Consider the following 22,624-nt stretch of genomic DNA (forward strand, 5'->3'; position numbering starts at 1 on the left):
TCCTTACACAGAGTTCCACAGAGGAGTCACAGAGAAACACTGAGTTAAAATTAGAGATTCTGATCAATTAACTAGTCGAATTATCGGATGTGCGATTGAAGTACATAAAAATCTTGGTCCTGGTTTGCTTGAATCAGTTTATGAAGAATGCTTGTGCCATGAATTAAGTGAAAATAATATTTTATTTGAAAGACAAAAACCTGTTTCAATTAATTATAAATCTATAAAATTGGATGCTGGTTATAGGATTGATATTCTTGTTGAAAATTTAGTAATAGTAGAATTAAAATCTATTGATGCACTGGCTCCGATTCATACTGCACAAGTTCTTACATATTTAAAGTTTTCTGAAAAGAAAATTGGTCTTCTGATTAATTTTAATGTAACACGACTTAAAGACGGAATAAAAAGATATGTATTATAATTCTCTGTATTTCTCGGTGTAAGGATTTTTGATGAAAAACTGGAACGGAATAATATCCTTACTTCTTGCCTGTATTGAGTTTTTGTTACTCTTTAATTTGCTGGTGTTTGTTAAAAAAAACAGAGTAAACGTAATAGCCTTAATTATGATTACTTTACTCGCTGCTTATCAGACAATGGAATTTTTAATGTGCCAGATTGAGTTACAAAATTCATTTTATCCATACTTTGCTTTCATAATTATTTCGTTTTTACCGCCATTAAATCTGATACTTACTCTTTCACTTACTCATAATCCTGCTCTTACATTTAAAAGCTGGTTAATTTTTCTTCCGGCAATTTTATTTTCAATTTATTACTCGTTTGTAATTCCAGAATTTGAAGTAACAAGCTGCACTGTAATATACGCAGCTTATCATTATCCGCTTGGAGATCTTTTCGGATTCTTTTATTACCTGCCTATTCTTATCTCTATTATATTTTTAATTGTGTACATCAGAAAACATCAGGAAAAAAAGAAAAGAATAATCGGTAGGATTTTATTATCTGGAAATATTTTTATCAGTCTGCCAGTGCTGCTGGGATTTACTTTAATGTATTTTAATAATTACTCAATAATATCTTCGATAGAAAGTATAATGTGCAAGTTTGCATTTGTTTATGCACTTTGTCTTACAATTATATGCTTATATAACTCTCCATTTAATGAGGAACGAAACTATCTTAAACTTTTTTCCGGATTCAAATAACAGATATGTAATAACAGATTATCTAGCTATTTTGCTTAAGAAATCAGATTGTATAATGGGCAAGCAAGTGGATAGATGAATATTGCGGAAGTGTCTGAAAGAATGTTAATCCATACTCTGCTCCAACACTGATCTTAAATCCTTTCAGATCAAAATTCCTTAAATCATATCCCACTGAAATTGAAAGTACGATCCCATAATCCCAAACATCAGTATCGCTAAATGTGCGGTCATTAAGAGCTAAGAATCCTACACCTTCTTCAAGAAAAATTTTACTATCAAAATATTGAGTTGTAACTCCCTTTAATGACATTCCCAATAAATATGGATTATAAGGCTGCTTGGTATTTGGTAACAGTGCATTAAAATCTTTAACAAAAACAAAGCTTAATCTCGGAAAGACTTCCTGAAAAATCGGGAAATCTGCCTCTGCAAAAAGACTGGCTGTAAATCCGCCCACAGAAGTAGAGTTGCCTTTAAATGAACCGCCGCCAATAAAACCACCGACACTGAAATCAGTCTGAGAAAACGCGGTATATGAAAATATTATTATTGCTGACAAAAAGATTTTTAGTTTCAAGAACATTCCTTTAATTTTTAATAGCTCTAAAATAGTTTCATATAACAGAAAACAAAAGGAAGAAAAATGGAAAAAGTTCTCTATCATTATAAAGCTATTGTAGTTGACGTTTATGATGGCGATACCTGCACTGTTGATATTGATTTGGGTTTACATACCTGGATTAAAAAAGAAAAAATAAGACTAAGCAGAATAAACGCACCGGAAATAAAGGGTAAAGAAAGAAATGACGGATTAAAAAGCCGTGACTTTTTAAGAAGCATTATTTCAGGAAGGGAAGTGTTTATTCAAACTATAAAAGATAGAAAAGAAAAGTTCGGCAGATACCTTGCAGAAATCTGGTTTGAGGATAACAAAGGAAAGTTCATTAACATAAATGATAAAATGGTGAAAGAGGGCTTTGCCGTCTATAAAAATTATTAAGGAAAAAATTATGACAAGAAAATCAGAAATAAAATTTGTTGTTGAAATTGATGAAAAAAAGATGCCCGAAAAAATTATGTGGCAGGCTGATGATGCCGAGTTTGAAGGAATGAAGGAAGCAAAAACAATGATGCTTTCTTTGTGGGATAAGCAGGATAATCTTACACTTGGAATTGATCTGTGGACAAAAGATATGCTGGTTGATGATATGAATATGCATTTTTATCAGATGATACTTAAACTTGGCGATACATACAGAAAATCTACAAGCAATAATGATACTGCCAAAATGTTTGATGATTTTGCCAGTAACTTTGCAGCTAAGATTAAGCTGTTTGAAAAGAAATAGGTCTTAAAAAATCTGAGTTTACAGGAAGAGAAATTTCAAATTCAGTTCTTAAGAAAAATTTATTGTTTGTTGAACTGATTGTTACTGACCATTTGGTTTAAGAGAGATAAAAAATCTGTTTGAAATTTTTATGCAGTGATTATTTGGTTAAAATAAAAAACCCAATTTATTCAGCAAATTGGGTTTGATAAAAAATCGAAAATTAAAATTCATTCATCGAGTCATCCTCAATGTTTCGTTTCTCTCTGTCCCTCTCTTTATTTCCGTTACCCGGATTTAAGCGGTAGCTTACACCAAGATATGCGACCCGTGATTCCATTTTTCTGTAGCTTGATGTAAAGAAGTTATTCCCGAAAGTTTCAGAATCCATTTTACGCGTATTAAAAATATCGCTAACTCTGAATGTAACAGAAAGTTGCCCGTCTAGAAAATCTTTCTTTACTGCGAAGTCGGCTGAAAATAGTTCTTTAATTTTTCGCTGAGCTGTAAGAATAGGTGAATTATAATTTGCATTTATCTGAAAATTAAAATCCTTTGACAACATAAAAGTAGTATTAAGTTTACTTATCCAGCTGTTATCATTGGTAGAAATATCCATTCCATCAAACTTAGTATTAAAATATGAAAAGCTTCCGTTAATCCTTAACCAGTCAACCAATGGAAGAGAAGTTGTTAATTCAATACCATAAGAACTGCTCTTTGCCAGGTTTCGCCAGGTTGTTTCTGTAACGCCATCATCCCGCAGTGTTGTAAAGCTTGTAATAACATCATTGGTATATTTGTAAAAGAAGGATGATGTTAAAGCGATCTTGCCGAAGAATTTTGAATAACCGAGATCAAATGAATTAACATATTCGGGATTAAGCTCTGGATTACCATATTGAATATTTAAAGAATCTGATCTATCAACATAAGGATTAAGCATATTATTCCAGGGTCTCTGAACTCTTCTGCTGTAACTTAGTTGAACTTCCATATCATAAGGTAAGCCCTGAACAAAATGAATAGTTGGATACAAAGCAAAATAGTTTTTATTAAACTTTATAGAAGTAGTCAATTCACTTCCGTCAATATTAGCCTGCTCGGCTCTAAGTCCTAGCTGATACTGAAATTTATCAATGTTGTTTGAGTAGATCCCATAAGCAGCATAAACTTGTTCATTGTAATTAAAATTAGTTTCTCGTAAAGGATTGTTTATCCAATTTCCTGAAGATGAATTGAAATCAAGGTAATTGTTTTTGGAATTAAGATCCTGCAGATTGATTTTAAATCCGGTCTCAATTCTGCCAAAGCCTTCGATCGGATTTGTATAATTCGATTGAATTGTCCAGCGTACATTTGAATTACTTGAAATACCTTGTTGAAGATTTTCATTTAATGGATCAAGATTCAGATCAAAATTCTTTTGAGTAATATTTTCCTCACGGCTCATTCTATTTTTACCCAGAATTACATCAGCAGTTAACTCAGCACCTTTTTGTTCAAATGTTCTTCTGTAACTGAATGAATAACTGTTTCCGTTCATATCCCTGTCAGAATCACTGTATCTTTCGAAATAACTATTCAATTGATTTAAGTGATTTAAATTTGAATTCGAGTTTCTATTATCACCGCCAAAACCAAAATCCCTGAACCTGTAAGTAAAAGTAAAAGTGCTAAAATCATCGTAGAGATAATCAAAGCCAGCAGAAACATTATGTGAACCGAATTTGAACATTCCATTACTTAATGTGCTCAGATAAGACAAACTATTATTGATATTACTTGTTCTTAGGGAATTTCCTTCATTTCTGCTGCGCGATAGTCTGTTATCATACGAGCCGAAAAAATTGAAGTAAGGTGTTCTGTAATTAAGATTGATGGATGAATTATATTTATCCTTTGTTCCAACATTAACACTAATATTTCCATTTAATCCGCCGTCAATTCTTTTTTTGAGGATAATATTTAAAATGCCCGAAGTTCCATCGGGTTCATATCTTGCAGAAGGATTTGTTACAAGCTCAATTGATTCAATCTGAGTTGCCGGTATGCTGTTTAAAATATCACTGTTGCTTGCTCCGACAAGAGTGCTTGGTTTCCCGTCAATTAGAATAGTAATGTTCTGATTTCCCCGGTAACTTACATTTCCATCAAGGTCAACTGTTACAGATGGAATGTTACCCACTACATCAACAGCAGAACCGCCCGTACTGGTTAAATCCTTATCAACATTTATTACTTTTTTATCCAGGTTATTAATTACCATTTCTTTTTGACCGGTTACCAAAACATTTCCAAGCACTATTGATTGTTCATCAATGGTAATTGTTCCAAGATCAACTTCTGCTGTCCTTGGATTAATTCCTATACTGTCAATAAACCTTGCTGCGTAACCTATATATGAAACCTTGATATAGTATTGACCAAAAGGCAGGTTTTCTAATTTAAATTTTCCATCTTTATCAGTTATAGTTCCATTTACCATTGATGAATCCTTAACACTGAATAATACAACATTGCCATATTCAATAATCTGGTTTGTTTGAGCATCAATTAGTTTTCCGGTAATCTTGCCGTTTGATACCGCGCCCGGAAAATTTCTTCCTGTTTGATTTTGCGAGAGTGTGATAGAACTAAATATAATAGATATAACAACTGCTGCTTTAATAAAATTCATATACGATTTAACCATTTCTAAATTTTTAATTACCATTTCAAAATTAGACAAAAAAATCCAATATAAGGTTTAACAACAATCACAGTTAAACACTTCTAAAAAGAGATATAATACAGAAGCATTTGTTTAAAGAAGTTAACTAGCTCTTAACCATCTGAATACCTCAGACCATTTTGGCTTTTTACCTGTAAGTAAGATTCCGATTCTATATATCTTTCCGGCAAGTTTGAATATTCCTAATAAAACCAAGACATTTATTACTATAGAAAGTATTATCTGCCAAACCGGTACTTCTACCAAAATCATTCTTGCTGGCATTACTATCAGCGAAGAAAAAGGAAACAGTGATGCAACTACTGCAAACAGAGTTTGTGAGTTTGATTCCATACTTAGTGCAATAAAAAATGGAATCATTATCAGCATCATTAAAGGCCAGATACCCGATTGTGCATCTTGTGGATTGTCAAAGATTGCCCCTACTGTAGCATATAATGCTACATAGGTTATTAATGCAAGTCCATAGTTAAACAGAAAGTATAGAATATATTCTATACTCATCTGCGGCATAAATTCCGGTGGAATCAGAAACCAGCTTGTAGTGATTAGTAAAAGAACCGGGCTCAGCCAAATAGCCATTTGGATTAATTCAATTATTACAGTACCTAATATTTTTCCGGCTAATAATTCTGTGCTGCTTGCCGATGAGAGGAGTACTTCTACAATCTTGTTGTTTTTTTCTTCTACTACTGCATTCATAGTCATTGAGCCTGAGAACAACAAAGCCATATAAAGTAAAAACGAAAAAAGCACCATTGCAATCCTGTTACCGTAACCTTCCTGAGCAATTTTTTCATCAGAAGTAATTCTGAATCCGCTGATATCCACATCTTTTCTTGCAAATTTTATTTCGTCTTCAGTTAACTGTTTGCTGGCAAAATAGATTTCGATCAAAGCTTTATTTATAGAGGGTTTTATCTTGTAAAATAAGGCAGAGTTATTCGGATTATAAGAATAATAGCTAACCTCTTTTGATTGAAGAGCAGAAGAGGGAATAAAAACCAATCCTGTAATGCGCTGATTCAGTAAATTAGATTTATGTTCTTTGAGCTTTTCTTCAAACTGGCTTAACTCAACTTTTTCAGTAAATGATGTCAGATCACCGGATTTGAAAGCATCGGTATTAAAAAGTTCGTTCTGAACTTTGTTTAGTATTTCACCTGAATCTGAAACTATTATCAAATCTGATTTTTGTTCTCCTGCCATTGACTGAATAAAATACTGAATTGAAAAAACCAATATCATAAACAAGGGTACAAGCAGAGTCATTATTATAAAAGACTTACTGAAAAGTTTTGTCTTTAATTCACGTTTTATTATTGCAAGTGTTCTTCTATTGAACATCTTATGATTCCTTTCCGGCAAGTGAAACAAAAATTTCGTGCAGCGAAATCTCATCTACATTGAATTTCTTTATTACAATGTTGTTTTCAACAAGAAGTTTTAACAATTGCTGATCAGTATGGTTATCCTTTAATCTGATACCGGTTGAATTCCCAAAATTTTCTATACTTTCAATCAGATTATTATTTTTTAAGAAAGAAATATTTCCGCTGTAACTTAGACTAACATTTCGGCTGGCAAATCTGGATTTTATATCGCTCAATTTTCCATTTAAAATTATTTTTCCCTTATCTATCATTGCGATTGAATCGCACATTTTTTCTGCAAACTCCATAAGATGAGTTGAAAAGATCACTACTTTTCCTTTTTGTTTCATCTCAAGAATTATTTCTTTTATAATATTTGTATTGATAGGATCAAGCCCGGCAAATGGTTCATCGAATATAAGGAAATCCGGATCGTGCAGGATTGTTCCGATAAACTGCACCTTTTGCTGATTACCTTTTGAAAGGTCTTCCACTTTTGAGTTTTTTCTGTCAGCCAGATCAAATTTATCAAGATATTCTATTGCGGATTTAAGAACCTCCTGTCCTTTTTTCCCTTTTAATTCAGCAAGAAATAAAAGCATATCAATTACTTTCATCTTCTTGTAAAGTCCTCTTTCTTCAGGCAGATATCCGACAATATCTTTGAAGTTTTGTTTGGTTTTTTCTCCTTTGAATAAAACTTCTCCTTCATCAGGGAAATAAATATTAAGTATCATTCTGATGGTAGTTGTTTTACCGGCGCCGTTTCTTCCGATAAGCCCAAACACTTCACCATCTTCAACTGAAAATGATGCTTTATCAACTGCTGTTAAACTATTAAACCTTTTGGTAAGGTCTTTAACTTCCAATACATTCATTATTTGTCTCAAAAAATTTGAAATGCAATTTAATTACTCAAAAGTTAACAACTGCACCGTTTAAGTAAAATTTTATCCGCTTAAATAATTTTAATTGAAGTGATAATAAAGGAGTAAATATTCAGTTCTTAAAAAATGATCTCTGCAGACTTTGCATGAAAAATTCATTTCATGCAAAGAGTGCAAAGAAAAAAGATTTGACTAAGTTTATAATATTTTCACCCAACTTAAACATTAATCTGAATATCCTTAATGTTCGCTTCTTCCACTTTCTTTAATGACTGCTCAAGATCATCAATAAGATCATTTACATTTTCAATTCCAACAGAAATACGGACTAATCCGTCTGTAATTCCACCTGATAATCTTGCTTCTTTACCCATAGTAAAGTGCGTCATACTTGCCGGATGCTGAATTAAACTTTCTACTCCGCCCAGACTAACTGCAAGCTGAAATAATCTTACTGTGTTCATCATAACTCTGCCTGCTTCGATACCGCCTTTAAGTTCAAAGGTTATCATTCCACCGGGACCTTTGTGCTGCTTTAATCCGGTATTGTATTGAGGATGAGATTTCAATCCCGGATAGCTGATCGATTCTACAAGAGGGTGTTTCTCAAGCCATTCAGCAATTGTTTGTGCATTTTCACAATGTCTTTCCATCCTGATTGCAAGAGTTTTTAAACCACGATGGACAAGAAATGAATTGAATGGGTCAATAACTCCGCCAATCTGATTTAAGGTCTTTCGGAAGTGTTGATAAGTTTCTTCATCTTTAACAACAATAATTCCCCCGACAACATCAGCATGACCGTTTAAGAATTTTGTTAAACTATGCATTACCACATCAGCACCGAAAGCAATTGGATTTTGTAATGCAGGACTCATAAATGTGTTATCAACAACTACTTTTGCATTAGCTTTTTTAGCAATCTTAGAAATTTCCTCAAGGTCAGTAATGCAAAGAGTTGGATTGCCGGGAGTTTCAACATAGATAACTTTTGTGTTAGGTTTAACTGCTTTTCTAACTTCATCAAGATTTGAAGTATCAACAAAAGTAGTTTCAACCCCATACTTTTTCATAATTGTGTTTAACAAAGTTGTTGTTGGTCCGTAAACTGCAGATGAACAAACAACATGATCTCCGGATTGTGTTAAAGCTGCAAAGATTGTATGAACAGCAGCCATTCCGCTTCCGCATCCTAATGCTTTATGCCCGCCTTCAAGCTCAGCAATTGCATTTTCCATAGCTTCAATAGTCGGGTTCAACAATCGTGTGTAGATATAACCCTTTTCTTCACCAGCAAAAAGTGATGCTCCATGTTGAGCAGACTTAAATTTAAAAGTAGAAGTTTGATAAATTGGCGGAACCACCGAACCGTGCTCATATTCATCAATGCCGGAATGGACGCACTTTGTCTGAAAATCTGTTTTTTTATGATCTTTCATATCTTTTCCCGTTATAAGTTTAATAAAATACTACACAAAATTAGGTAAAATTATTGAAAGGGAGGGAATGATTTTTAGAATCACATTTAATTAACACAAAAAATTCATAATAAATTAACTTGTTAATTACTGGTTGATAATTCAGAATTAAAATATTCTGTTGCAGGTTCGGTACCCGCTCTTGTTTGCTGAGTAATTAAACTATAACACAAATCATTGTTTAAAATGCAATAAGATTTTGATAGTAGATAGAAATTGTTAAAAACATTAATGTTCCTGATGTTTATCATAATTCTACAGGCAGCCGGAATTACTTAAAAAAATATTTTCCTCAAACCATTTCTGTTTACTAAATTTCTGCAGCAGAAAATTTACTTTTAAATTGAATGAAATCATTTTAAATATTTATCTAATCATAAACAGCGGTATTGTAGAAGCTTTCAAAGTTGTTTCTTATGAGATGGAGGGTGGAGATGATAGAAAAATTGAATTTCTTAAATCACGAGTGAAAGAAGATTATAAGAAAGCTGTTGTGTTTGATGCCCCGACAGATAAAAACGGTGAGTTTATGAGTTATAACAAATTTCATAAACTTGAAAAGCGCGGACTGCACTTTCAGTTATTCGAGGATATATTTCAGAGTTTTAATGTTGCTGAAAACCCGCTTATTTGTGTTACGCCTGTAGTAGATGGCGAGATTTATTCAGAATAGAATATCTGATTGTTTAGATAATGCAATTATTCAGTTATGATTTAAATAAAGTATAAAAATCAGTTTAACATATAATTATCAACATATTGGATATGAAAATTTTTTTCGCAAAACCGATAATAATATCAGTTACAATAATTTTTTTAGGAAGCTCAGTGTATATAATTGATAAATCAAAAACTAGTACAAAAGACCAAATAGAGTATCAATCAAAACAAAATGAACTTGATAAGTATTACTCTGATAAAAAACTTGGTGCATTTACAGAAAATGGAAAAACTTATTTCAGACTATTTACTCCAAATGCTGAAAAAGTTTCGCTTGTAATTTTTGATAAAGTTGATGATGCAAAGGGCAAAGAATATGAAATGACACGGGATGAAAATGCTGTGTGGGAAGTTGCACTTGATGAAGAGCTTTATGAAAAATTTTATGGGTTTAATGTAAAACATAAAAACAAAGATGCTGTGTTTTGTCTTGACCCTTATGCAAAAGCAGTTGCAAGTTATAATACATACTTTACTCCAAGAAAAGGGATTATTATAAAAGACAATAACTATGATTGGCAGAATGATAATTGGGTACAAAGAGACTGGCGTGATATTATTGTATATGAAATGCACATCAGAGATATGACGGAACATTCTTCATCCGGTGCAGCACAAAGAGGAACTTATCAGGGGTTAATCGAAAAAGGTAAAACCGGTGGAATAGATTATATTAAAAATCTTGGTGTAAATACTATAGAACTTTTACCATCACAGGAATTTGCTAACGTAGAAATCCCATTTAAAGATTCATTGAAAGGAAAATTTAATACCTGGAATCCTTATGAAAGAAATCATTGGGGGTATATGACTGCTGCATTTTTTGCACCTGAATCATACTATGCTGAAAATGTCCGTAAAATTGAAATGAATAAATGGAGCGGAGCAGATGCAAAAGCAGTTTCTGATTTTAAGGATATGGTTAAAGCATTTCATAAAGAAAATATAGCAGTTATAATGGATGTTGTTTACAATCATCTTTCTGAATATGAATTCGGTAACCTGAAAGAAATTGATAAAGAATATTATTTTAGATTAAATCCTGATGGCAGCTATTGCGAAGTAAGCGGCTGCGGAAACGATCTTAGGACAGAAGCTCCGATGTTAAGAAGACTGATTGTTGAAAGTGTTTTATACTGGATGAAAGAATATCATATTGATGGTTTCCGGTTTGATTTAGGAAGAATGATTGATTGGCAGACAATTGAAACAATAATTTATAATGCAAAAAAAATAAATCCAGATGTTGTTTTTGTCTGCGAACCATGGGGCGGCGGATATGATCCAAATGGATTTTCTTTGCGCGGATGGGGTGCCTGGAATGACCAAATAAGGAACGGGATAAAAGGTGAAAATCCAATTAACGGACATGGCTGGATATTCGGAAACTGGTATGGAAATAATTCGCCGCAGAGAATTAAAAGTTATGTTAACGGAACTTTAACAAAAGACAGTTTGGGGTTATTTCAAAAACCCGGTCATTCAGTAAATTATCTTGAATCGCACGATGGTTATACATTTGGTGATTTTATCAGGATTGGACTTGGTGATGTTAAACCGGATGAAATAATTAAAGATGTTGATGCAAATGCAAAACTTACTCAAACTCAACTTAAGCTAAATAAACTCGGTGCTTTATTTTTGCTTACATCACGCGGAATGATTATGATTCATAGCGGACAGGAATTTGCCAGAAGCAAGGTTATCCCTCTGACAAATCAAAATGATCCTAATCGCGGAATGATTGATCACAACACCTATGATAAAGATAATGAAGTGAATTATATTAATTATAACCACACTAAACTTAACAGCGATTTGTTGGATTATTATAAAGGATTGATTGAGCTTAGGAAAAAATATAAAGCATTCAGAAAGGCTGAATATGATGATGTTAAGTTTATTTCAGTTAAGGAAAATGATTTTGCTCTTTGTTATGAATTAAATTATGAAGATGAACAATTTATTGTTTTGTTCAATGCACACCCATTAAAAGAAGTAACATTTAATCTGCCAAAAGGGAAGTGGGAAGTTCTGGTAAATAAAGACAAAGCTGGTACAAAAGCTTTGAACATTGTAAACGGTATAATTACAATCCCAACCACTGCAGGTTTAGTATTAAAAAAGAAATAATTTGAAATCAATATGTGGAATATTAGTTGACAGTAACTGATAACAATTACATTTAATCTTTGTGTAAACCTTTTTGCAAAGACTTTTCAATTGCAAGTTTAAAACTGGTTATATTAACCGGTTTGTGAAAAACATACTCTATTCCCAATTCAGTATAATCATTAACAGTTGATCTGTCAATATCACTGCTCAAAACAATAACCGGCGGTTTACCTTTAATGTTGGACTTCTTTAGTTCGATAACAAATTCATAACCATTCATTACAGGCATTGCATGATCAGTAATTACAAGTGCAGGTGGTGATGAAATAATTTTTTGCAAAGCTTCTTTACCATCTGAAGCTACTTCAACATTATATTCAGGAGAAATATTTTTTAATATTTTTGAATAAAGTAATCGATCAGTCTTATTATCATCAACTATTAAGATATTTGAAGATGCTATCGGCAGGGTAAAGATAAATTCTGTTCCAACACCAAATTGACTTTTTACAAAAATGTTTCCGTCATGTTTATCTATAATTTCTTTAACTAATGTTAAACCAAGTCCGCTGCCTTTTTCTCCGGCGGTTCCCTCTGAAGTAAATTTTGAATCAACATTAAAAAGTTTCGGAATATCTTCTTCTTTTATGCCGATGCCGGTATCTTTAACTGTAAATTTTAAAAATCTTGAGTTCTCTATAGTTTCATAGAAAATCTTAACTGACCCGCCTTTATTTGTAAACTTAATTGCATTTGAAATAAGATTATTAAATAACTGATTTATTAAACTTTTATCTACAAATAAATATATTGGGTCGGTTACTAAAGAAGTAACTTCAATCCCTTTCTGAATAGCCATTCCTGATAACGCATTTATCGAATCAATAATTATTTTTGATATGTCGAGTTTTTGAGGTTCAAATTTGATTCTGCCGGTTTGTAATCTTGTCCAATCCAATAAAGAATTAACTAATGCAAGCATAGAACGAGATGATTCCTGAATATACTTTATATATTGCTTTTTTTCATCTTCAGACAATTCATCATCATTTGCAAGAAGATCAGTAAATCCAAGTATTGAACTGAACGGCGTTCTTAAATCGTGAGATATAATTGAAATAAACCTATCTTTTGTTTCGTTAAGTTTAATAAGGTTCTGGGTTGATTTCTTAAGCTCTTCTTCGGCTCTTTTCCTGAATGTTACATCGCTTACTAAGCCAAACATTTTCAATATTCTTCCTGTACCGGAACGTACAAGGTTAACTTTTGCCCTTACCCATACGATATTTCCCTGCCGGTTAATAATTCTAAACTCGAACTCACCTGAAAGTTGTATTCTGCTTTTAAGCAGATTTGCCAGTTTTGGTTTGATAGCAGGAAAATCATCAGGATGTACAGATTTTAAAATAAGTTTTGAATCTGTCAGAAAATCTGTTTGTGTATAACCAATTACTTTTTGAATTGATGATGTGCAAAATATTGGTCTGAGTGTTAAACCTATTCTTTCATAAGTAAATAAAAAATCATCAATGTTCTCGGTAATATTTCTGTATTTTTCTTCGGATTCACGGATTGCTTTCTGAGTTCTGATTCGTTCTGTAATATCTCTGGCAATAATCACAATGTAAGATAACTCATTACTTCGGAAAGAGCGCACCGAAAACTCCGTATGTATATTACTGCCGTCTTTTTTCTTACCAAGAAAATCAAAACGCGAAGGCACGTCTTTTTTTCTTTCAAACATCCTAAAGTACTCGGCTACTTTAATTATATCATCGTTTGAAGAAAACTCAATCAACTCTTTATTTAACACATCTGTATTTTTATCATATCCAAATATGTTTGCAAATGCATCATTAGCTAATATTATTCTTCCTTCAATGCTTAATGCAATTCCGTCAAAAGCATTATTGACTATGGAAGTAAATAAATTAGATTCATTTATTTTATCTACATTTTCGGATATGTTTGTAAAAAAGCAGATAAAAGAACGAATATGATTCTCATTTTCTTTACTCGGATGGAATATGCCATTAAACAGAAGGATTTCCCCTAACTTGTTTATCAGCGGTAATTCTATTTGTCTGGTTTCTTCTCCTAAAAAACCTCTGAAATCAAAAATATTGTTTTCAATATAATGGCGGTCAATTAAATCATAAAAACTTTTGGACATTAACTCTTCTTCAGTATATCCCAAATACTTTTGAAAAGCTGGATTAGTAAAGATAATCATCCCATCCTGATCAACATTAGCGATCATAACGGGAGCTTTAGTAATAATATCTCTGAAACTTTTTAATGATAGTTTTAGTCCTTCTTCAAAGGTTATCTTATCACTTATATCTATACATTTAACTAAAATTCTTTTTGTAAAATCATCATAATAGGTAAAGTAAGTTTCGTAAGTTTTTTTCTCTTTATTTCTGTTAAAGTAAGAGATAACAATTTTGTGCAGCCCTTTTTCATTAAGTTTTATTCTTAAAGAATCGAGAAATGAAGGTGATAATATACTTACAGCATTGTATGCCTGATTACCTGTTGCTTCATCCTTGGTTAATTCAAATAATATAGCAGAGTTATCATCCCAGAATTCAATCTTATTTTCAGCATCAATTACAAACACACCTTCATTTGTCTGTTTAGAAAGAGTATGATATATCTCAAGTTTACCAACATCATTGTAAAGATTATCAATTTCTCTCTCCTGAGCAGTTATATCTTTGAAGAAAATATAAATAAAGGAAATATCTTTTTTATAGTTTTCCTGCGGAACGAAACGGCAGTCAAAAACTTTTTTAATTCCTCTTAACTCATAAGATATTTTTTCGTTTACAACAATCCTGTTTTTTCTGGAATACTCAAGATATTCCTTTACAATGTTTGAAGTTTCTGAGTCGAATAAACTTCCGATTGATGCAGTTTGAAGAAGATTAGGGGGTATGTTAATATAATGCAGTATATTCTTTGAAAAGAATTGGATTCGTTTAAGCCTGTCAACAACAAGAAAAAAATCAGAAACATTATGGATTGCATTATCAATAAAATCATTTCTGATAGCGGTTTCTTTTTTAGTTTTCTCAAGGATTTTTAAATCCTCAAAAATTACAATACCTCCGATAACTTCATCAGAATCATATATCGGTGCGGCTTTAATTATCAGATGGATTAAACCGTTGGATTTAGTATCAACAAGATCAAATTCTTTTTCAAATGAGATTCCCCCTAGTATATCATTTAGTTCTGTTCCAATAGGAAAATGATTTAATAAATCTTTGTCAAAAATGTTTGTACCAATAATGTTTGATGGAACTTCGAATCCATATAAAAGTTCTAAATCAAAAAAAGCTTTATTAACAAAATCAATCTCACCACTTTTATTAAATGATAAAATAGCAATAGGTGCGCTATCAATTAAGTTTAATGTTTTGTTTTCCACAGTTTAAATTTTAAAATAATTTTTGATAGACATAAATTATTACCAATTGAACATAATTTGCCGATAAAAGCGTTTCTAACTTACAGTAATTATAATGCCATTATTGAGAAAATTTTGTTTATAAAATGTGCTTTTTTATAATGACAGCATAACAATTTTATTGCTATTCGTGTCTCGTTTTGGGTTAATGTATTGTTATATAGTTAATCAAAAAAGAGATTGTAAAAATATTATATTAAATTAAAAACTAATTCAGATAAAATTAATTAAATTTGCCAATAAGATTAGGAAAAAAATGTTTTCAGTTACTCTCCAAAAAATTGGCAGCACAACACTGAATTTCTTTCAGGAATTTGGTCAGATTTCCAACTTGTTTTGGGGTATTTTCAAAAGTTTCCGGCAGATTCCTAAAAGCAAACGATTGATACTTTATCAAATGGAACACATAGGTGTAAACTCACTTCCATTAGTTTTGATAATTGCCATCTTTACCGGGGCAGTTTCTGCCTGGCAGGCTGCTTATCAATTGAAAGGAATAGCTCCACTTTCTTTTCTCGGCGGCGCAACAACAAGAGCAATCATAACTGAATTAGGACCCGTTTTAACGGGCATTGTAATTGCTGGAAGAGTTGGGGCTTCAATTGCTGCTGAATTGGGGACTATGAAAGTAACTGAACAAATTGATGCACTTGAAACTATGGCAATTAGTCCTGTCAGATATTTAGCTATGCCAAGATTTTTAGCATCTGTAGTAATGATGCCGATCTTAGTTGTTTTTGCAAATACAATTGCAGTATTAGGAGCTTATATAGTTTCAAATTATTTCTTAGGAGTTTCATTCGCAGTTTTTTTTAATTCGGTAAACAGATTCTTTAATTTTTCAGATCTTGTTTCGGGATTGATAAAAACAGTTTTCTTCGGGGGAGTAACTGCTTTGCTTGGATGTCATATAGGTTTTAAAACTACTGGTGGCGCTGAGGGTGTTGGATTAGCAACCATACGATCATTTGTTTTATCTGCAGCCTTGATATTAATTCTCGATTATGTGCTGTGGATGCTGATATTTTAATAATAATGTATATAAAACTTAAATAATAAAATTAAAGTTATACTCTAAACAAATAAAATTCTGATAACCTCCAATTAAATGGAAGGAACTAATAATGGAACAAATTAAATATATTATCAAAGAACGGGAAGAGAAAATTGTATTGCCCGAAAAACTTGGCTTCGGTCAGATATTTACCGATCATGTTTTTGAAATGGATTATAACCCTAAAAAAGGCTGGCACAATCCAACAATAAAACCAATTGAATCTTTACCAATGCACCCTGCAACTTCTTTTATTCATTATGGACAAACGATTTTTGAAGGCATGAAAGCATTCAAAACTATTACTGATGAAGTAGTAATATTTCGTCCTGATGTTCATATTCAGCGGCTAAATAATTCTGCAAAACGTATTTGTATGCCCGAAGTAGATGTAGATTTTGTTGTGGAAGCATTAAAGGAGTTGGTTGCTATAGATAGCAATTGGATACCCGCTAACAGAGGAGAAGCACTTTATATAAGACCATTTATGTTTGGTACTGATCCGGCACTTGGTGTAAGACCATCTTTTGAATATAAGTTTGTTATTGTGTTATCTCCTGTTGGTGCTTATTATCCTGAGGGATTTAAGCCAGTTAAAATCTTAGTGCAGGATGATTACGTTAGAGCAGTTAGAAAAGGATTAGGAGAATGTAAAACTGCAGCTAACTATGCAGCAAGTTTGTTAGCAACACAGGAAGCCGCTAGAAAAGGCTTTACTCAGGTTTTATGGCTTGATGGTGTTGAACAGAAATATTTAGAAGAGGTCGGCACGATGAATATTTTTGTTAACTTTAAAAATGAAGTTGCTACACCAAATTTAAATGGCTCGATCTTACCAGGAGTAACCAGAAGATCAGTCATTCAGATATTAAAAGAATGGAAAATGAATATTGTTGAAAGACCAATTTCGATAGATGAGGTAATTTCATCTTATGAAAAAGGAGACTTGCTAGGAGTTTTCGGAACTGGAACAGCAGCTATAATTTCTTCTGTTGGATGGCTTACATATAAAGACAAAAATATGATTCTTAATAACGGTCAGTCCGGAGAACTGGATACCAAATTATTTAATGAACTAACAGGAATACATCGCGGCGAAAAAGAAGATGAACACGGATGGATATGTAAAGTTGAAAAAAAAGATGTTGCAATTAGCTGATCATTAATTTTCAATTAATAAATAAAGAGGCATCAGCAATGTTGGTGTCTCTTTTTTTATATAAGAAAAGCACTTTCTTACTGATATTTTCTAATCTTGACAAATACCAGTTTATTATTGCACTTTAGATACGGTTAATATTTTTTCTACCAATTCCCTCCCCCAAATTTTTTTTAAATATCCCTTGACAAGTGAACATTTGCACACTATATTTGAAGTAAACAAATGAGCACTATTTATGAAAAAGAAATTAACTGAACGTCAAGAGAAAATTTTTATTTTCATTCAAGAATACCAACAAGAAAATGGTTATCCGCCGACTTTACGAGAGATAGGAAGAAAGTTTGATATTTTATCAACTTTCGGGGTAAAAAGACATCTTGAAGCATTAACTAAAAAAGGTTATTTAAATATTTTAAGTAATGCAAGCCGTGGCATAAGTATTAATAAAAATGAAATTGAATCGATGGAAGTTATCAATTATCAAGAGGTGAATAATAAATTTAAAATTCCAATAATAGGCAGAGTTGCTGCCGGTTCACCAATAACTGCTGAAGAAAATGTTGAAGGCTCGATTGTTATTGATCCGGCTTTTATAAAAAAGGATGAAGATTCCTTTGCACTAAAAGTAAAGGGTGATAGTATGATCGAAGCCGGAATATTTGAAGGGGATCTTGTTGTAATATCTCCAAAAGCACCTGTAAAAAACGGAGATATGATAGTTGCTCGCCTTGAAGATGAAGTAACAGTAAAAATTTATGAGAATAAAAGTAACATAATAAAATTGATTCCTCAGAATAAAAGCTATCAACCGATAATAGTTAAAAATAAAAATGAGTTTTCAATTGTAGGTAAAGTTACTGGCGTTATCAGATGGATAAATTAATAGGAGATGAAATGAAAACTGAAATATTTAAAACAGCTATTAAAAACAGAAATAGATTACAGTTTTTATATGGTTTAAATGAGTTCTTAATTGAACCATACTATTTAATGACTGAAAAAAATGGTAATAAAGTAATTTATGGAAAAGTTTCTGGCTCAAGTGAAATTAAAAAGTTTGCGTATAACAGGATTGCAAATATCAGAGTGCTTGATAAACGAAAATTTTCACCAATTATTCCGATAATACCAATGGCTTCATAAGGAGGAAAAAATGAATAATGATAGAAGAAAAGATGTTGATATGCTGATTGAAGAGTTCTGGAAAAAAGGTTATTTAACTTTGTTTCGCAAGTTTGGAACTTATTTACCGGAACCAACGGCAATTGGCGGATTTGAAGTTGATGCAATAGCTAAGTATAAAAATACTCTGGCTATCGGAATTACTTTAAGTGATCAGGAATTTAATGATCCTGTAGCGATTAAAAATAAACTTGCTTATCTTGCCAATCGCCACTTAAAAGGATCAAATAAAAAAGTGCAGCTTTTTGTTGGAGTTACATTACTAAATTTAAAAAATGCCAGAACTCTTCTTACTGAATTAGATGTTGATACAAAGAAGAACATAAAGCTATTTCAGATAAGTTATAGAGATAATATTTCATCCTATGAGGCTAAAAAATCTGAAAAAGTTTTGTTTTCTTGATTGTGATTTATACTCATAGTTTTAATAAACTGATAAATACAATCGTGGCGCTATAAAATCCGGTTTGTTTAAAAGGTCATCCCAAATAGCATATATTTTTTACTATTCTACCAGCTATTTTTCGCCTGCCAATTAGAATCACTAAGTGTAAGTTACCTTGACATTCAGGCAAGGTAAAACTAATTTTACACGCTAAATCAATAATAGGAATTGAATTTGCTGAAGAAGAACTCCATTAAGGATAAAAATATTCAGGAAGAGCTAAAAAAATCAGGTGATATTCCGCGTCACATTGCAATCATAATGGATGGTAATGGGAGATGGGCAAAAAAAAGAGGACTACCGAGAGTTGCCGGACACAAAAGAGGCGTTGATACAGTTAAAGAAATTGTAGAAGCTTGTGCAGAAATTGGGGTGAAGTTTTTGACTCTCTACACTTTTTCTACTGAAAACTGGAAAAGACCCAAAGATGAAGTATCAACACTAATGAGACTTTTACTTAAAAGCCTTAAAGACAGGGTTAATGAACTAAATGAGAATGATATCCGTCTTAAAACCATCGGAGATTTGGATGCATTACCAGCCGAAGTTCAAAAGCAGTTAAAAATTGATATTGAAAGAACAAAAAACAACAAAAAGATGGTATTAAATCTTGCTTTAAGTTACAGCGGAAGATGGGAATTACTTGAGGCAATAAAACAAATTTCAAAACTTTCGGCAAATGGAAAAATTACTGAACAGGATATTGATGAAAAGTTTGTATCTTCTTTCCTAACAACTAAGGACATTCCAGACCCTGATTTAGTCATTAGAACCAGTGGTGAATTCAGAGTTAGTAATTTTTTACTTTGGCAAATAGCTTATTCTGAGTTTGTAATTACAGAAACATTTTGGCCCGATTTCTCTGAATATGATTTATATGATGCAATTAAAGTATTTCAGAAGAGAGAAAGAAGGTTTGGCAAAGTTAGCGAACAAATAAAAAAGAAGTAAAGGAAAAAAGGTCCGAAGAATGTTCATTTCCTCCCTAATCAGATCTATAAAATATTTTTTAATAATTTCATTTATATTTTTTAATATAAGTTTAACTGCTCAGCAAAGGGAAACATACAAGGTTCTTGGAATTTCTGTTGAGGGTAATAAATCTTCAGATGTAAGTACAATAATTGTTGCTTCAGGATTAAAAATTGGTGATGAAGTACAAGTTCCCGGAGATAAAACAATAACAGCTATTAAAAATCTATGGGCACTTAATATTTTTTCAGATGTGCAAATAGTAATTGATAAAAAAGTAAATGAGGGTGTTTTTCTGATAATAAGGGTTAAAGAATATTCGCGGCTTGAAAAGGTTGTAATTGAAGGGAATGATGAAATTGATGAAAGTGATATAGAAAAGAAAATTACTTTTTTAAGAGGCGCAATTCTTAAACCGCAGGAAGTTGCAAAACTCGTCCAGAGGATAAACAGTTTATATGAAGAAAAAGGATATTTTAATACTATAATAACTCCACTATACTATAATTATTTTACTGCTGATACTATCGGAGAAAATGTTTTTGTAAGATGGAGAAATGTTTCTGATCTTGCAGATGAATATGAACTTAAATATAGCGGGAATGAGGTTAAATCGTCCAATCTTATAAATAAAATTAAAGAGAGATTGTTGTTGAAGCTTCTTATTAAAGAGGGAGAAGAAGTAACGGTTCGTGAGATTTCTTTTAATAATAATGAAGCTTTTGATGACAGCGATCTGCGTGATGAGATGGATGAAACTTCTGTAAAGAAATGGTGGAAGTTTTGGGGCGGAGGAAAATTTGACCCTAAAAATTATGCTAAAGATAAAGAGCTTATAATTAATTTTTATAAGAAAAACGGTTACAGAGATGCGGAGATTTTATCAGATTCTTTAATCTATTCTGATGATAAAAAAGATTTGCATATTGTTATGGATGTTTATGAAGGACCACAATACAAACTTAGAAATATTATCTGGGAAGGTAATACAGTATATCCTGCAAATGTGCTTTCTGAAAGATTGGACTTTGCTCCTGGTGATGTATATAACCTGGAAAAATTTGAACAAAATCTTAGAGGAAACGAAAAACAATCTGATGTATCTGCTCTTTATTTGGATAACGGCTATCTTACCTTTAATCTTCAAACAAAAGAAACAAAGGTTGATTACGATTCTATTGATGTTACAATAAGAGTTGAAGAAAGAAATCAGTTTAGAATTGGACGGGTTGATATTTATGGAAATGATAAGACTAAGGATAAAGTAATTCGCCGTGAATTATATGCCATCCCGGGTGATTATTTTAATCGTGGTTTGTTGTTTAGAAGCGTACAAAATCTTGCTAATCTTCAGTATTTTAGCGTGGAACAGTTGTATGGGCCAGAAGGAATTACAACAAAATTATCTAGTGACAGCACAGTTGATATTGGTTTTAAAGTTGAAGAAAAATCAAGTGACTATTTAAATGCATCTGTTGGCTATAGCGGAAGTTTTGGTTTTAGTGGTGCTATTGGTGTAACTTTAACCAACTTTTCAATAGCCGAGCCATTCAAACTCGGCGGAGGGCAGGTTCTTAGTTTTAACTGGCAGTTTGGTGTTGGTAGTTTATACCGAACATTTACATTAGGATTTACTGAGCCCTGGATGTTTGATACTCCTACTTCTGTTGGTGTAGAAGTTTTTGATACCAGACAACAATATGTTTATGATTTAAGACAGTCAGGCGGTACTTTAAGAGTTGGTAGAAGATTAAAATGGCCGGATGACTTTTTCTATGTTCAGGGAAGATTCAGATATCAGTATAATAATGTAATAGAAGGACAAAGATATTATCGTGAAGGTAAAAGTAATCAGTTTTCTATTGGGGCACTTATCACACGAAGAAATATTGATAATCCGATTTTCCCATCAATTGGTTCATCGTTAAAATTAGATATTGAGCTTTCAGGAAGTGCTATACTCCCCGGTGATGTTGACTATCTTAAAATAGGATTTACTGCTGAATGGTATCGTAGATTGTTTAATTCAAACCGGATCACTTTATATACAATTGCAGATTTAGGTTATATTGATGAAATAGTTGCAGGCACAAACATTCAGCCATTTGAATATTTTTATATGGGCGGTAATGGACTTATAATCGCTACAACCTCGCTGAGAGGTTATGACGATCGAACAGTAGGACCTATTAATCCAGCAACCGGGCAAGTTATTGGCGGTAAAGTGATGGCTAAATTTGGGGCTGAAATCAGATTGTCAGTTATACAAGAACCAATACCTTTATGGCTGTTAGCATTTGCAGAAGCAGGAAATGTTTTTGAAAGTTTTCAGAAAACAGATATTTTTGACCTCCGAAGATCTATTGGTGTTGGTGCAAGATTGTTAATAAACCCAATTGGTCTTATAGGTTTTGATCTTGGTTACGGCTTCGATCGTAAAATTACTGATGGAAAAGATCCTGAATGGCTTTTCCATTTTCAATTTGGAAAAGGTTTTTAGTTAAAAAAAATAATTCATTAAAAA

Annotated in this window: 19 protein-coding genes; 13 read left to right on the forward strand and 6 right to left on the reverse strand. The window is 32.2% G+C overall.

Annotated features, from left to right (window positions below):
* Nucleotides 1-49 precede the first annotated feature (49 nt).
* Nucleotides 50-424 (forward strand): GxxExxY protein, encoded by a 375-nt coding sequence (locus ROY99_06500; GenBank protein ID MDT3696027.1) that lies wholly within the window; start codon nucleotides 50-52, stop codon nucleotides 422-424.
* 31 nt (nucleotides 425-455) lie between these two features.
* Entirely contained in the window at nucleotides 456-1,172 is a 717-nt protein-coding gene (locus ROY99_06505) for a hypothetical protein (GenBank protein ID MDT3696028.1), read from the forward strand.
* A gap of 43 nt (nucleotides 1,173-1,215) precedes the next feature.
* On the opposite strand, the gene ROY99_06510 is transcribed toward ROY99_06505, so the two are convergent.
* Nucleotides 1,216-1,752 (reverse strand): hypothetical protein, encoded by a 537-nt coding sequence (locus ROY99_06510; protein ID MDT3696029.1) that lies wholly within the window; start codon nucleotides 1,750-1,752, stop codon nucleotides 1,216-1,218.
* 66 nt (nucleotides 1,753-1,818) lie between these two features.
* Between ROY99_06510 and ROY99_06515 the strand changes: the two genes are divergently transcribed.
* Nucleotides 1,819-2,175: a thermonuclease family protein gene (locus ROY99_06515; protein ID MDT3696030.1), complete on the forward strand. Its 357-nt coding sequence runs from the start codon at nucleotides 1,819-1,821 to the stop codon at nucleotides 2,173-2,175.
* 10 nt (nucleotides 2,176-2,185) lie between these two features.
* Entirely contained in the window at nucleotides 2,186-2,524 is a 339-nt protein-coding gene (gene gldC / locus ROY99_06520) for a gliding motility protein GldC (GenBank protein MDT3696031.1), read from the forward strand.
* Between the two features lie 202 nt (nucleotides 2,525-2,726).
* On the opposite strand, the gene ROY99_06525 is transcribed toward gldC, so the two are convergent.
* The 4 genes from ROY99_06525 to ROY99_06540 all read right to left on the reverse strand — a co-directional run bounded on the left by ROY99_06525 (nucleotide 2,727) and on the right by ROY99_06540 (nucleotide 8,936).
* A complete protein-coding gene (locus tag ROY99_06525; protein ID MDT3696032.1) occupies nucleotides 2,727-5,234 on the reverse strand; it encodes a TonB-dependent receptor in 2,508 nt (835 codons plus the stop codon).
* Nucleotides 5,235-5,318: 84 nt separating this feature from the next.
* Nucleotides 5,319-6,584 carry an ABC transporter permease gene (locus ROY99_06530; GenBank protein ID MDT3696033.1) on the reverse strand — a complete coding sequence of 422 codons (1,266 nt, stop codon included), beginning with the start codon at nucleotides 6,582-6,584 and terminating at the stop codon, nucleotides 5,319-5,321.
* A 1-nt stretch (nucleotide 6,585) separates the two neighbouring features.
* The gene (locus ROY99_06535; protein MDT3696034.1) at nucleotides 6,586-7,488 is read right to left on the reverse strand and encodes an ATP-binding cassette domain-containing protein; all 903 of its coding nucleotides are present in this window, start codon (nucleotides 7,486-7,488) and stop codon (nucleotides 6,586-6,588) included.
* 227 nt (nucleotides 7,489-7,715) lie between these two features.
* Complete coding sequence (locus tag ROY99_06540; GenBank protein ID MDT3696035.1) at nucleotides 7,716-8,936, reverse strand: aminotransferase class I/II-fold pyridoxal phosphate-dependent enzyme; 1,221 nt, start codon at nucleotides 8,934-8,936, stop codon at nucleotides 7,716-7,718.
* Between the two features lie 382 nt (nucleotides 8,937-9,318).
* On the opposite strand from ROY99_06540, the gene ROY99_06545 reads away from it, so the two are divergent.
* Nucleotides 9,319-9,648 (forward strand): hypothetical protein, encoded by a 330-nt coding sequence (locus ROY99_06545; GenBank protein ID MDT3696036.1) that lies wholly within the window; start codon nucleotides 9,319-9,321, stop codon nucleotides 9,646-9,648.
* Nucleotides 9,649-9,740: 92 nt separating this feature from the next.
* Nucleotides 9,741-11,828, forward strand: coding sequence for an alpha-amylase family glycosyl hydrolase (locus tag ROY99_06550; GenBank protein ID MDT3696037.1), 2,088 nt, complete (start codon nucleotides 9,741-9,743; stop codon nucleotides 11,826-11,828).
* 52 nt (nucleotides 11,829-11,880) lie between these two features.
* Here ROY99_06550 and ROY99_06555 read toward each other — a convergent pair whose 3' ends face one another.
* Complete coding sequence (locus ROY99_06555; protein ID MDT3696038.1) at nucleotides 11,881-15,246, reverse strand: PAS domain S-box protein; 3,366 nt, start codon at nucleotides 15,244-15,246, stop codon at nucleotides 11,881-11,883.
* Between the two features lie 295 nt (nucleotides 15,247-15,541).
* On the opposite strand from ROY99_06555, the gene ROY99_06560 reads away from it, so the two are divergent.
* The 7 genes from ROY99_06560 to bamA all read left to right on the forward strand — a co-directional run bounded on the left by ROY99_06560 (nucleotide 15,542) and on the right by bamA (nucleotide 22,600).
* Complete coding sequence (locus ROY99_06560) at nucleotides 15,542-16,315, forward strand: ABC transporter permease (GenBank protein ID MDT3696039.1); 774 nt, start codon at nucleotides 15,542-15,544, stop codon at nucleotides 16,313-16,315.
* 94 nt (nucleotides 16,316-16,409) lie between these two features.
* Nucleotides 16,410-17,498, forward strand: a complete 1,089-nt coding sequence (locus ROY99_06565; GenBank protein MDT3696040.1) for a branched-chain amino acid aminotransferase — start codon at nucleotides 16,410-16,412, stop codon at nucleotides 17,496-17,498.
* Nucleotides 17,499-17,736: 238 nt separating this feature from the next.
* Nucleotides 17,737-18,384, forward strand: a complete 648-nt coding sequence (gene lexA, locus ROY99_06570) for a transcriptional repressor LexA (GenBank protein ID MDT3696041.1) — start codon at nucleotides 17,737-17,739, stop codon at nucleotides 18,382-18,384.
* Nucleotides 18,385-18,395: 11 nt separating this feature from the next.
* Entirely contained in the window at nucleotides 18,396-18,644 is a 249-nt protein-coding gene (locus tag ROY99_06575; protein ID MDT3696042.1) for a hypothetical protein, read from the forward strand.
* A 10-nt stretch (nucleotides 18,645-18,654) separates the two neighbouring features.
* Nucleotides 18,655-19,086 (forward strand): hypothetical protein, encoded by a 432-nt coding sequence (locus ROY99_06580; GenBank protein ID MDT3696043.1) that lies wholly within the window; start codon nucleotides 18,655-18,657, stop codon nucleotides 19,084-19,086.
* A 216-nt stretch (nucleotides 19,087-19,302) separates the two neighbouring features.
* Nucleotides 19,303-20,079: an isoprenyl transferase gene (locus ROY99_06585; GenBank protein ID MDT3696044.1), complete on the forward strand. Its 777-nt coding sequence runs from the start codon at nucleotides 19,303-19,305 to the stop codon at nucleotides 20,077-20,079.
* A 19-nt stretch (nucleotides 20,080-20,098) separates the two neighbouring features.
* A complete protein-coding gene (gene bamA / locus ROY99_06590) occupies nucleotides 20,099-22,600 on the forward strand; it encodes an outer membrane protein assembly factor BamA (protein MDT3696045.1) in 2,502 nt (833 codons plus the stop codon).
* Nucleotides 22,601-22,624 lie beyond the last annotated feature (24 nt).

It is taken from the genome of Ignavibacterium sp., assembly GCA_032027145.1.
GTDB lineage: Bacteria > Bacteroidota > Ignavibacteria > Ignavibacteriales > Ignavibacteriaceae > IGN3.